Origin of the sequence: Neorhizobium puerariae, from assembly GCF_042429745.1 — a bacterium.
GTDB lineage: Bacteria > Pseudomonadota > Alphaproteobacteria > Rhizobiales > Rhizobiaceae > Neorhizobium > Neorhizobium puerariae.
In genome coordinates this window covers 246,465-258,982 of the sequence record NZ_JBHMAA010000015.1, presented here as the reverse complement: position 1 = coordinate 258,982, position 12,518 = coordinate 246,465, and the positions used below count along the sequence as shown (strand labels likewise).

General features: G+C 62.0%; 12 protein-coding genes. 6 read left to right on the top strand and 6 right to left on the bottom strand.

From position 1 onward, the window contains the following. The first annotated feature begins 3 nt into the window (after window positions 1-3). Genes ACFFP0_RS14545 through ACFFP0_RS14535 form a run of 3 tightly spaced genes read left to right on the top strand, consistent with a single transcriptional unit; the run spans window position 4 to window position 2,395 of the window. Entirely contained in the window at window positions 4-363 is a 360-nt protein-coding gene (locus ACFFP0_RS14545; RefSeq protein ID WP_377261904.1) for an L-rhamnose mutarotase, read from the top strand. A gap of 1 nt (window position 364) precedes the next feature. Then, entirely contained in the window at window positions 365-1,099 is a 735-nt protein-coding gene (locus ACFFP0_RS14540) for an SDR family oxidoreductase (protein ID WP_377261902.1), read from the top strand. A gap of 18 nt (window positions 1,100-1,117) precedes the next feature. Beyond that, on the top strand, window positions 1,118-2,395 hold the full coding sequence (locus ACFFP0_RS14535; protein WP_377261900.1) for an L-fuconate dehydratase: 1,278 nt from the start codon (window positions 1,118-1,120) through the stop codon (window positions 2,393-2,395). Here ACFFP0_RS14535 and ACFFP0_RS14530 read toward each other — a convergent pair. Beyond that, on the bottom strand, window positions 2,392-3,792 hold the full coding sequence (locus ACFFP0_RS14530) for a mannitol dehydrogenase family protein (RefSeq protein ID WP_377261898.1): 1,401 nt from the start codon (window positions 3,790-3,792) through the stop codon (window positions 2,392-2,394). The two genes, ACFFP0_RS14535 and ACFFP0_RS14530, sit on opposite strands and share 4 nt — an antisense overlap. A gap of 199 nt (window positions 3,793-3,991) precedes the next feature. On the opposite strand from ACFFP0_RS14530, the gene ACFFP0_RS14525 reads away from it, so the two are divergent. Further along, complete coding sequence (locus ACFFP0_RS14525; RefSeq protein WP_377261896.1) at window positions 3,992-5,275, top strand: cystathionine gamma-synthase family protein; 1,284 nt, start codon at window positions 3,992-3,994, stop codon at window positions 5,273-5,275. Between the two features lie 40 nt (window positions 5,276-5,315). On the opposite strand, the gene ACFFP0_RS14520 is transcribed toward ACFFP0_RS14525, so the two are convergent. Then, the gene (locus tag ACFFP0_RS14520) at window positions 5,316-5,714 is read right to left on the bottom strand and encodes a hypothetical protein (protein ID WP_377261894.1); all 399 of its coding nucleotides are present in this window, start codon (window positions 5,712-5,714) and stop codon (window positions 5,316-5,318) included. A 583-nt stretch (window positions 5,715-6,297) separates the two neighbouring features. On the opposite strand from ACFFP0_RS14520, the gene ACFFP0_RS14515 reads away from it, so the two are divergent. After that, window positions 6,298-7,677 (top strand): HD domain-containing protein, encoded by a 1,380-nt coding sequence (locus ACFFP0_RS14515; protein ID WP_377261892.1) that lies wholly within the window; start codon window positions 6,298-6,300, stop codon window positions 7,675-7,677. After that, window positions 7,670-8,182 (top strand): hypothetical protein, encoded by a 513-nt coding sequence (locus ACFFP0_RS14510; protein WP_377261890.1) that lies wholly within the window; start codon window positions 7,670-7,672, stop codon window positions 8,180-8,182. The genes ACFFP0_RS14515 and ACFFP0_RS14510 overlap by 8 nt, the downstream gene beginning before the upstream one ends. 22 nt (window positions 8,183-8,204) lie before the next feature. Here ACFFP0_RS14510 and ACFFP0_RS14505 read toward each other — a convergent pair whose 3' ends face one another. The 4 genes from ACFFP0_RS14505 to ACFFP0_RS14490 form a co-directional block, all read right to left on the bottom strand. After that, entirely contained in the window at window positions 8,205-10,421 is a 2,217-nt protein-coding gene (locus ACFFP0_RS14505) for a 3-hydroxyacyl-CoA dehydrogenase NAD-binding domain-containing protein (RefSeq protein ID WP_377261888.1), read from the bottom strand. Window positions 10,422-10,609: 188 nt separating this feature from the next. Next, window positions 10,610-11,818, bottom strand: coding sequence for an acetyl-CoA C-acetyltransferase (locus tag ACFFP0_RS14500; RefSeq protein WP_377261886.1), 1,209 nt, complete (start codon window positions 11,816-11,818; stop codon window positions 10,610-10,612). A gap of 69 nt (window positions 11,819-11,887) precedes the next feature. Further along, window positions 11,888-12,217, bottom strand: a complete 330-nt coding sequence (locus ACFFP0_RS14495; RefSeq protein ID WP_377261884.1) for a type II toxin-antitoxin system PemK/MazF family toxin — start codon at window positions 12,215-12,217, stop codon at window positions 11,888-11,890. Further along, the gene (locus tag ACFFP0_RS14490) at window positions 12,217-12,477 is read right to left on the bottom strand and encodes an AbrB/MazE/SpoVT family DNA-binding domain-containing protein (protein ID WP_377261882.1); all 261 of its coding nucleotides are present in this window, start codon (window positions 12,475-12,477) and stop codon (window positions 12,217-12,219) included. Before ACFFP0_RS14490 ends, ACFFP0_RS14495 begins: the two co-directional genes overlap by 1 nt. Window positions 12,478-12,518 lie beyond the last annotated feature (41 nt).

Sequence of the window (12,518 nt, the reverse complement as noted above, 5' to 3'; positions counted from 1 at the left end):
GGCATGAAGCGAATGGGCATGGTGATCGGGGTCGAACCACGGATGATCGCGGAATACAAGCGCCTGCACGCCGCGGTCTGGCCGGACATCATCGACCTCATCGGCCGATGCAACATCAGGAACTACACGATCTTCCTCCGGGAGCCGGAGAACCTTCTGTTCGGCACCTGGGAATATCACGGCACGAATTTCGAGGCGGACATGGCGAAAATGGCCGCCGATCCGAAGAACCAGGAATGGTGGTCCTTCACCATCCCTTGCCAGAGACCGCTCGAAAGCCGCAAGGAAGGCGAGTGGTGGGCGATGATGGAGGAGGTTTTCCATCATGACCGATCCGCTTCGCTGAAAACAACGAGGACATGACATGACGACCAGACTGGATGGAAAGACCGTATTCGTGACCGCTGCCGGCCAGGGCATCGGCCGCGCAACCGCGCTCGCGTTCGCAGAAGCCGGGGCCACGGTTCATGCGACCGACATCAACGAGGCCCTGCTCGCGGCGCTGCCCAATATCGGCAACCTCACGACGGCCCGGCTCGACGTGCTGGGCGATGCGGCCATCGGCTCCTTTGTCGAGAAGGCCGGCGCGATCGACATCCTCTTCAACTGCGCAGGCTTCGTGCATGCCGGCTCGATCCTCGACATGAAGGACAGCGATCTCGAATTCGCACTCGAACTCAACGTCAAATCGATGGTGCGCACCATCCGCGCCGTGCTTCCCGGCATGCTGGCCAGGAAAGATGGCGCCATCATCAACATGTCCTCCGTCGCCTCCAGCATCAAGGGCGTGCCGAACCGTTTCGCCTACAGCCTTACCAAGGCGGCGGTCATCGGGCTCACGAAGTCCGTCGCCGCCGACTACGTGACACAGGGCATCCGCTGCAATGCGATCTGCCCCGGCACGGTCGAAAGCCCTTCCCTGCAGGACCGCATGAAAGCCCAGGGCGACTACGAGACCGCCAAGGCGACCTTCATCGCCCGCCAGCCGATGGGGCGGCTCGGCACGCCGGAAGAGATCGCCGACCTCGCCATCTATCTCGCCGGCGCGACCTATACCACCGGCCAGGCCTATGCCATCGACGGCGGCTGGGCCCTCTGACCATTCCCGAGAGACATCATGACCCGCATTACCGATCTCCGCGTCTTCGATCTTCGCTTCCCGACCTCCCGGAGCCTTGACGGCTCCGACGCGATGAACCCCGATCCGGACTATTCGGCGGCCTATGTCATCCTCGATACCGATCGCGACGGGCTTTCCGGCCATGGCCTGACCTTCACGATCGGCCGCGGCAACGACATCTGCTGCACGGCGATCCGGGCGATGCGGCATCTGGTTGTCGGCCAGGAACTGGAGACATTCCGCCGGAATCCCGGAAAATTCTGGCGGCACCTGACCGGCGACAGCCAGCTCCGCTGGATCGGCCCGGACAAGGGCGCCATGCATCTCGCCACCGGCGCGGTCGTCAACGCATTCTGGGATCTCCACGCCAAGGATGCCGGAAAGCCGGTGTGGCAGCTCGTTTCGGAGCTTCCGGCCGAAAAGATCGCCGATATCATCGATTTCCGCTACCTGACGGACGTCCTGACGCGCGAGGAGGCGCTGGCGATCCTCAAGAAGGCCGAAGCCGGCAGGACGGAACGGATCGAGACGCTGAAACGCGAAGGTTATGCCTGCTATACGACCTCGGCAGGATGGCTCGGCTACCCGGAGGAAAAGCTCCGCCGCCTGTGCCAGGAGGCCATCGATGCCGGTTTCAACCACGTCAAGATGAAGGTCGGCCGCGATCTCGAAGACGACATCCGGCGGCTCGCCATCGCCCGCGAGGTGATCGGCCCCGACCGCTACCTGATGATCGACGCCAACCAGGTCTGGGACGTCGATCAGGCGATCGACTGGGTGGGGAAGCTCGCCTTCGCCAGGCCGTTCTTCATCGAGGAGCCGACCAGCCCCGACGACATCGCCGGCCACCGCAAGATCCGCGCCGGCATCCGCCCGGTCAAGGTCGCGACCGGCGAGATGTGCCAGAACCGCATCATGTTCAAGCAGTTCATCGCCGAGGGAGCCATCGATATCGTGCAGATCGACAGTTGCCGCATGGGCGGGCTGAACGAGGTTCTCGCGGTGCTGCTGGTCGCGGCGAAGTACGACCTGCCCGTCTGGCCGCATGCCGGCGGCGTCGGGCTTTGCGAATATGTGCAGCACCTGTCGATGATCGACTATCTTGCGGTTTCCGGCACGAAGGACGGCCGGGTGATCGAATATGTCGACCACCTGCACGAACATTTCGTCGACCCCTGCGTGATCCGGAACGCCGCCTACATGCCACCGTCGCGGCCGGGTTTTTCGATCGAGATGAAACCGCAGTCGATCGCCGAATACACGTTCCGGGGCTAGAGTTTTCCAAGCTCCGCGTTCACCAGCGCACGCCACGCGCCGTTGTCGACCAGGGCCTGCGGAAACAGGCCGGGAAGGGCGAAGAACGGCGCCGACGGATCGTCTGGCGTCGATCTCGCGGCCGCGGCCCCGAGCTCGGCGGCCCGCGGATCGTTGATATCGGCAGCCTTGACCAGATAGGCCAGCCAGACCGCAGCGACGTAAGCGAATGCCGACGCATCCCCGCCCTTTGCAAGCTCCTCCACGGCCGGGATCATGATCCGCTGCGGAAGCTTCTGCGATCCGTCCATCGCGACCTGGCGGGTGAAATGGGCAATGCCCGGATTGGAGAAGCGTTCGACGAGCTCGGCCTGATAGGCGGCCAGGTCGATGCCCGGCACCGGGTCCAGCGTCGGCAGCACCGCCGCCATATGCCGGCGGACCTTCTCCCGGTATTCCGGCACGGCGATGACATCCCGGATATAGGTCAGGCCGTGAAGCTGGCCGAGATAGGCCATCAGCGAATGCGAACCGTTCAGCAGGCGGAGCTTCATCTTCTCGTAGGGTTCGACGTCGCCGACGAAAAGCGCGCCGCCGGCCTCCCATTTCGGACGGCCGGAGACGAAACGGTCCTCGATCACCCACTGCATGAAAGGCTCGGTCTCGAGCGCCAGCCGGTCCTCGGCGCCGAGCAGCGCTTCCGCGCGGGCGCGCGTCTCGTCGGTCGCGGCGGGGACGATGCGGTCGACCATGCTGCAGGGAAAGGCGCCCTGTTCCGTGATCCAGCCGGCGAGCGCCGCATCGCGGGCGCCGGCCATCTCGACCACCAGCCGCCGGACGATGCGGCCGTTGGTCGGCAGGTTGTCGCAGCAGAGGACGGTGAACGGCGCCAGGCCGGCGGCATGGCGGCGCGCCAGGCCTTCCACCACATAGCCGATGACACCGACGGGCGCCGACGGCCGGGCAAGGTCGACCGCGACCGACGGATGGCTGCGGTCGAGACCGCCCGAGACCGGATCGTAGCCATAGGCCTTTTCCGTCACCGTGATGGTGACGACCCTGATCGCCGGATCGGCCAGCAGCGCCAGGATCTCCTCCCGGTCGCCCGCGCCGGAAAGCCCCTTCATCACCGAGCCGATGACGCGGGCGCTGTCTCCCGCTGCACTTCGGGCGACGACCGTATAAAGCCCGTCCTGCGCCTTCAGGTCGTCGACGATATCGACGGAGCGCAAGCTGACGCCGACGATACCCCAGCCGCCCGCCTCCTCCGCCAACGCCGCATCCGTATAGACCGCCTGGTGCGCCCTGTGGAACGCGCCGAGCCCTATGTGAACGATGCCGGGCTTCAGCGAAGCGCGGTCGTAGGCGGGTTTCATGACACGGGCCGGAAGGGGCGTGGATGCGGTAAGGCGCGGCATTTCGATCAGCGATGCCCGGCGCTTGGCGAGGCATCCTCCCGTTTCAAGACGGAAGAGTGATAGCGCCGCGGCAATGGCGCGGTCAACGGCATGGCTTCATGGATTCCGTTCCCGATATCGTGCTCTGCGCGGCGCTTGAGAATGCCGGCCGCGGCCTTATCTTCCCTCGGTGCAGCTTCCCACCAGCAGGAGACCGACCATGACGGCGCCGCATCCTTCGAAGACGCATATCGGCAACCACAAGCTCCACCCCGAAACGCAGATGCTGAACTACGGCTACGACCCGGAACTTTCCGAAGGGGCCGTGAAGCCGCCGGTCTTCCTCACCTCCACCTTCGTCTTCAAATCCGCCGAGGAGGGACGCGATTTCTTCGACTTCGTCTCCGGCCGCCGCGAGCCGCCGCCCGGCACCGGCGCGGGCCTCGTCTATTCCCGCTTCAACCACCCGAACAGCGAGATCGTCGAGGACCGCATGGCCGTCTTCGAACAGACGGAGAGCTGCGCCCTCTTCTCCTCCGGCATGTCGGCGATCGCCACCACGCTGATGGCCTTCGTCAGGCCGGGCGACGCCGTGCTCCACTCGCAGCCGCTCTATGGCGGCACCGAGACGCTGCTGGCCAAAACCTTCCTCAACCTCGGCGTCGCGGCGGTGGGCTTTGCCGACGGCGTCAACGAGGAAACCGTGGCGGCCGCGGCGGAGGAGGCGATGGCCAGGGGGCGCGTCCCGGTGATCCTCATCGAAACCCCGGCGAACCCCACCAATAGCCTTGTCGACATCTCCCTGATGCGGCGCATGGCGGAGGCGATCGGCAGGCGGCAGGGGCACATGCCGGTGATCGCCTGCGACAATACCCTGCTCGGGCCGGTCTTCCAGCGGCCGATCGAGCACGGCGCCGACATCTCGCTCTATTCGCTGACCAAATATGTGGGCGGCCACTCGGACCTGATCGCCGGCGCCGCGCTCGGCTCGAAGGCGGTGATCCGGCAGGTGAAGGCGTTGCGCGGGGCGATCGGCACGCAGCTCGACCCGCATTCCTGCTGGATGCTCGGCCGCTCGCTCGAGACGCTGTCGATCCGCATGGAAAAGGCGAATGCCAATGCGCTCGCGGTCGCGGAATTCCTGCGCGGCCACCCGCGGGTGGAAAAGCTGCATTACCTGCCGTTCGCCGATCCGCAATCGCCGACCGGAAAGGTCTTCGCCCGGCAATGCACCGGCGGCGGCTCGACCTTCTCGTTCGATATCCGGGGCGGGCAGCCGGCCTCCTTCCGGTTCCTCAACGCGCTGCAGATCCTCAAGCTGGCCGTCAGCCTCGGCGGCACGGAATCGCTCGCCAGCCACCCGGCGACCATGACCCATTCCGGCGTGCCGGCGGATGTGCGCGAACGGATCGGCGTGCTCGACAGTACCATCCGGCTGTCGATCGGCATCGAGCACCCGGACGACCTGATCGCGGACCTGACGATGGCGCTCGACAAGGCGTGAGGACGAGCGACGCCGGGGAGAAGGGAAAGCCGCCACCGGCTTACCACCCCTCCTCCCCCTCCGTCCGCGGCCTGCCATCGTATTTCGGCTCGTCGTCCTCTTTCACCCCAGCGAGCCGCCTCATGCCCGCCAGCGCCTCGGCATGGCGCGCTCCATTGGGGCCGACACAGGGCGGAAAGGCGTCATGCCAGCGCGGATTGCCGCTATGTTGGGCTTCCGTGAGGAAGCCCTTGCAGGCCTTGGCACGGCGGCAGGGAGAAAGATCGCAGGTCTTCCAGAAGCCGAGATAGGTCGTGACCCTTTGGGTGAACTTCTGCAGTTCGCGGGATTTCTGACGTTCGGGCAACGCGCTGAATTCACCCCAGGTCATCCAAGGCAGGTAAAGTCGCCTGTCCTCTTCTTCCATCAGACGGCGTTTCTCCTCTTCGCTTCGCGGCATCGCTCGCCCTCCTTTTTTGGGCACGCTTCCTCGTTCACGCGGCCGGCTTAGGCCCGTGTTACGGTTGATTTCATCGGAGAGCCCACACGAATGCGGAACCTCGATTGATTTGTATAAAATGGCTCCGCATTCGCGTGGCCTTCGGCGTTCTCTCGGGGCTTCCGGCCCCTACAGGTGATCATCTCGCCTCGCTGCATGGCTTCGTTCGCGGTCTCCTTTCGGGAAACCTTGCCACTTGGACGGCTCAACCGAACCCGGCCCGGCTGCCAGGGGGAGGCTTGATAGGGAGAAGTCCGGTTTCCCGTTCCGCTCCCATGGCTTTCACCTCTTCCACCGTCCCCGCACGTTACGGTTCCGATGGAAGCGCCGGCCTCCGCCTGCCCGCGAACGTCTCGCGAAACACTCCGGCGACGGAAGCGGGACAATTGTAGGCATGAGCGGGAGGGGCGGGGAAAACTAGAGGCGAAAATTTTTGATCTGAAACGCCCGCTTCGTGCAAGGCACATCTAATAATCTCGTTTACAACACGGTTAACGGAATATTTTCCTATGCTCCGTAAATTGAGGAGTGATAGGGTAATGATATGTCTGATTCGAAAAGTAAAAGGCTGCGCGATCCGGTTCATGGGCTTATCGTCTTCGCAGAGACGGAACCCTTGGATTTATTGGCATGGGAGTTGATAGACACACCGGAGTTTCAACGCCTCAGAAGAATTCGGCAACTGGGCGTATCTAAATTTACATTTCCTGGCGCAACCCATACGCGGTTCGCCCATTCCGTGGGTGTCTTCGACAATGCTCGGACGTTGACCAAGGTTATATCCCGAGAAATGAAACGGAATGAACAAATATTTGATGCCCCTCGCTCTGAGGTTGCGATCATAGCTGCTCTTCTTCATGATTTGGGGCACGGTCCATTCAGCCATACGTTTGAAGGCGTTCAGGAATCGCGTGGAGTAAAGAAACGCCACGAGACTTGGACAGCGGATATTATACGCAATCCAAATGGCTCCATAAGAGGCCTTCTCGAAAGGTATAGAGTAGGGTTTTGCGAGGAAGTTGCCAAACTTTTAGAAGCCGAAGACCCTCAGGACATTTATCACGCGGTCGTGTCTAGTTCATTTGACGCCGATCGTCTTGACTATCTACGCCGGGATAAATTGATGACCGGCACTGGTGCCGGGGCAATTGATTTCGATTGGCTTATTGATAACGTTCGCGTTGCTGAAATTGATATCGGCGCTCCCGAAGATGACGAACCCGTAAATAAGGTTTCGACATTTTGCCTAGCATCTAAAGCGCTTCCAGCAGCAGAACAATTTTTGCTGGCCCGGTACACGCTTCACCAGCAAGTCTATTTTCATAAAGCTACAAGATGTGCAGAGCACATGATTGGGAAGCTTCTTCGATCCATTTCCACTGTTGCAAATAACGGCAAGAATGTTGAGAAGATGACCGGCTTGCGGAAGGAGCACCCTCTTATTCGCTTCTTCGGGAAGAATGGTGAATGCGTTGAGAATTACCTTGCTTTAGACGATACCGTTATAATGGGCTCCCTAAATGCGTTGACCGCTGCAAGCGATAAAACAATCTCCGAAGTTGCAGATCGCCTTTGCAATCGGCGTTTATATAAGACGCTGGACGTTGCAGACGTTGGCCACGACGATGGGAAAAAACGCCAAAGGCAGAGGACGATTACCCGCGATTTTGAAGCTGAGATCAAAGCGGGTTCAGTCATGATCGATGAAAAAGCATCGATCAGCATTTACTCTGAAATCGGCGGCGACGATGACCGCACGCACAAAAAGCTCCATATTCTAGACGGAGGGAAACCCGTCGAAATCAGCCGCCTGTCTGACATCATCAAGGCGCTGGAGAAGAAGGAACAATTTACGCGCTTCTACTTTGAAAAAGAGGAAGATCGCGAGAAGGCGCAACGAAAGAAAGGGCAAAACCATGATTGAACGCGAAGAATATGTCGCGGCAATTGTAGGCGCGGCTGGAGGAAAACTTGTAAGCCGTATTCGTTTGCAAAAGATCGCATACCTGCTTGATCAAATGGGCTTAGATAGCGGATTTGACTACCAATACTATCATTACGGCCCTTATTCAAAAGACTTGGATAATGCCGTTCTTGATGCTGAAGCTTTCGACATGATTGAGGAAACTTATGAACGGCGGCAGGCAGATGGTGCGCGGTATAGCGTATTTACGCTAAAGCATAAACACGACGAAGATCCGTCATTCGGACGGATCGAAGCAGAACGCGCTCGTCAACTTATTCATAAGTTTGCCAATACCAATGTTACGGTGCTTGAATTGGCAGCTACCGCGAACTGGCTTGTGACCCAAGAAGATGTGCAAGATTGGCGTGCCGAAATTGTACGCCGTAAAGGCCCCAAGACTGAGGCGGGACGCCTTGAGAAAGCTATTGAGCTGCTCCGAGAATTAGAATTAGCGCCAGCTTGATTTCGAAGGTGGGGAAGGCGGCTCACGCCGCCCTCTCCACCTTCCCATACGGATCGAACCTTCTATAAAACGTCTCGCCCTTCGCCGCCATGTCCTTCAACAGCGGCGTCGGCCTGAAATGCTCGCCGTAAGCCGTCGCCAGCTTTTCGCAGAGGTCCACAAACGCCTTCACACCCATGCCGTCGATGTAGCTGAGCGTCCCGCCGGTATGGGGGGCGAAGCCGAAGCCTAGGATGGAGCCGACATCGGCCTCGCGGGGGTCGGTGACGATGCCTTCTTCCAGGGTGCGGGCGGCTTCGAGCGCGATGGTCACCAGCAGGCGCTGCTTGAGCGTGGCGATGTCGATCTCTTCGGCCTTTTTCTGCGGGTAGAGCGTCTTCAGCTCCGGCCAGAGATATTTCTTCGCAGGTTTTTGCGGATATTCGTAGAAACCCTTGCCGTTCTTGCGGCCGCGGCGGTCGAGTTCGTTCACCAGCTTGTCGATGAGCGCCATGTGTTCGGGCTTCACAGAGGCCGGGCCGAGGTCCGCGATCGAGGCCTTCATGATCTTCTGGGACAGATCGACGGCGACCTCGTCGTTCAGCGACAGCGGGCCGACCGGCATGCCGGCCATTTTCGCGGCGTTCTCGATCATCGCCGCCGGCACGCCTTCGATCAGCATGTCATAGGCCTCGTTGATATAGCGGAAGACGCAGCGGTTGACATAAAAGCCGCGGGTATCGTTGACGACGATCGGGGTCTTCCTGATCGCCGCGACGTAATCCAGCGCCGTGGCGAGCGCCCTGTCGCCCGACTTGTTCCCGAGGATGACCTCGGTCAGCATCATCTTCTCGACCGGCGAGAAGAAATGCACGCCGATGAACTGGTCGGCGCGCTTCGAATTTTCGGCCAGGCCGGTGATCGGCAGGGTCGAGGTGTTGGAGGCGAAGATCGTGGTCTCCGGGATGACCGCTTCCACCTTTTCGATCACCGCTTTCTTCACCGCGCGGTCCTCGAAGACCGCCTCGACGACCAGCGTGGCATCCGACAGGGCGGCATAATCCGGCGTGGGGGTGATCAGCGAAAGGAGCTTTTCGCCCTCCTCCCTGGTCAGCCGGCCCTTGCCGACGCTGTCGGCCACCAGCTTTTCGGAGACCGCCTTGCCCTTGTCGGCGGCTTCCTGGGTCTGATCGATGAGGGTGACCGGGATGCCGGCGGCGGCGGTGACATAGGCAATCGAGGCGCCCATGAAGCCGGCGCCGACGACGCCGACCTTTTTGAACTCCGTCTTCGGCTGGCCGGCCGGGCGGCGGGCGCCCTTGCCGAGCTCCTGCATGGAGACGAAGAGCGAGCGGATCATCGAGAAGGCTTCGGTGGTGCGCAGGATCTGCGTGAAATAGCGCTGTTCGACCTTCAAAGCCGTGTCGAAGGGAAGCTGCAGGCCTTCATAGACGCATTTGAGGATGGCGAGCGCGCCGGGATAATTGCCGGCGGTCTCGCGGCGGAGGATGGCGGGCGCGGCCGGGAAGAGCTGGGCCGCGGCAGGCGTCCACACGCCGCCGCCGGGGGCCTTGAAGCCCTTTTCGTCCCAGGGGGCGACGGGTTTCAGGCCGTCCCTGATCATCTGCTTGGCAGCATTGATCAGCTCGGCCGGCTCGACGACCTGGTGCACGAGGCCCATGGCCTTGGCGCGCTGGGCCGTCAGCGAGGAACCGGTCGTCATCATCTGCAGGGCATCCTGCGCGTTCGCCAGACGCGGCACGCGCTGGGTGCCGCCGGCGCCCGGGAAGATGCCGACCTTGACTTCCGGCAGGGCGATCTTGACCGATTTGGAATTGGCGGCGACGCGGCCGTGGCAGGCGAGCGACAGTTCGAACGCGCCACCCATGCAGGTACCGTTGATCGCCGAGACCCAGGGCTTGCCGTTGGTCTCGACCTTGCGCCACAGCCAGGACATGCGGCCGGCGGCATCGAAGAGTTTCTGCGCGGCGGTGGCCGGGTCCTTCGCCTGTTCTTCGGCGAGCATGGAGAACATCGACTTGATCATGGTGAGATCGGCGCCGCCCGAGAAGGACGATTTGCCGGAGGTGAAGACGACGCCCTTCACGGCGGCATCGGCGGCCGTGGCGCCGACGATCTTCTCGATCTCGTCCATCACCTCCATGGTGAAGACGTTCATCGATTTTTCCGGCATGTCCCAGGTGACGAGGGCAATGCCATCCGCGTCGGTTTCGACGGTGAAGTTCCTGTAGGTGCTCATGGTGGGATTTCCTCTTCCCTTGAAATTCTTTGGCGCTGAATTGCCCCTCATCCGCCTGCCGGCACCTTCTCCCCGCCAGCGGGGAGAAGGGATATGCCGCGCCGTCTCCGCTCCCCCTCGCCCCGTTTACGGGGAGAGGGCGCGCCGAGCGTAGCGGAGGCGGGGTGGGGGGCTTTCACGGTGTCCCCTCAAACCCGTTCGATCACCGTCGCCGTGCCCATGCCCGCGCCGATGCAGAGTGTGACGAGCGCGGTGTTGAGGTCGCGGCGTTCCAGCTCGTCGAGCACGGTGCCGAGGATCATCGCGCCGGTGGCGCCGAGCGGGTGGCCCATGGCGATGGCGCCGCCGTTGACGTTGATCCGGTCGTGGCCGATGTCGAAGGCTTGGCAATAGCGAAGCACCACGGCGGCGAAGGCCTCGTTGAGCTCGAAGAGGTCGATATCGGAGATCGACATGCCGGAGCGCTTCAGGAGCTTGTTGGTGACGTCGACCGGGCCGGTCAGCATCAGCGCCGGGTCGGAGCCGATATTGGCGAAGTGGCGGATGCGGGCGCGGGGCTTGAGGTCCATGCTCTCGCCGCCGGCCTTCGAGCCGATCAGGACGGCGGCGGCGCCATCGACGATGCCCGACGAATTGCCGGCGTGGTGGACGTAATTGATGCGCTCGACTTCCGGATGGGCCTGGATGCCGACGGCTTCGAAACCGCCCATCTCGCCCGGCATCTGGAAGGAGGGGTTGAGGCTCGCCAGCGCCTGCATGTCGGTTTCCGGGCGCATGTGCTCGTCGCGGTCGAGGATCGTCAGGCCGTTCTGGTCCTTCACGGGGATGACGGATCTGTCGAAATAACCCGCCGCCCAGGCCCTGGCTGCGCGCTTCTGGCTCTCGACGGCATAGGCGTCGACATCGTCGCGGGTAAAGCCGTATTTGGTGGCGATCAGGTCGGCCGAAACGCCCTGCGGCATGAAATAGGACGGGAAGTTGACGGAGGGGTCCATGTACCAGGCGCCGCCGGACATGCCCATGCCGACGCGCGACATGCTCTCCACGCCGCCGGCGATCACGATGTCGTCCGAACCGGCGGCGATCTTGCCGGCGCCGAAGTTCACCGCGTCGAGGCCGGAGGCGCAGAAGCGGGAAATCTGCATGCCCGGCGCACTGAATGAATAACCGGCCTCGAAGGCGGCCGCCTTGGGGATGACGGCGCCGGCATCCATGACCGGGTCGACGCAGCCGAAGATGATGTCGTCGACGGTGGCCGTGTCGAGGCCGTTGCGGTCGCGGATCGCCTCCAGCGTCTTCGCCGCGAGGCGGACGGACGGCACCTCGTGCAGCGAACCATCCTTCTTGCCGCGGCCGCGCGGCGTGCGCACATGGTCGTAAATGAAGACTTCGGTCATGGTGTCATCTCCCGTATTACCCCCTTGATTATCCTTGGGGGCGGCGCGTAGGCGCCTTCGAATTCCTGTTCACTCAAACAGCGACGAAACGCGCGCCAACACGTCATCGACGATAAAGTCCGGTGCCTTTTCGACAAAGCGACCGCCGCGGGCTTTGATGTCCACCGCCCGTATCTGGTGACAAAGAACGACTCCGGTCGCTTGTGTCCCCGCGCCCGAGAGCGAAACGGCGTAGCCGGCAGTTCGCGCAAACTGGCCGCCCGACGTGATCGGAGCGACAATTTGAGTTCCGTGCTGATTGACAATACGCGGCGACAGCACAAGCGCGTAGCGGGCCTTCGCCTGCTCTCGCCCTCTCGTCGGCTCGAGATCGACAAACCAGATGTCGCCACGCTCCATCAGTCTATGACTTCATTGCCAACAGAAGGCATGTCCATCCACTCCTGCTCCTCGGGCGTCCTTTCGGGCCACGGCGTCCATTCCGCGACGAGTTGTTCTGCGGAATATTTCGGACGAGGGCGAGGCGTGGCAACCAACCTGCCACCCTCCGCCGAGACCTCAAGCTTGGCATTGGCCGAAAGGCCAAGCTCTTCGAGGACAGGCTTGGGTATCGTCATCATTACGGACCCCCCGACATTGCGCAAAGTTGAGGTTGCCATATGTTCGCCTCCATTCAAAAATTATACTAGAGTATAACTTT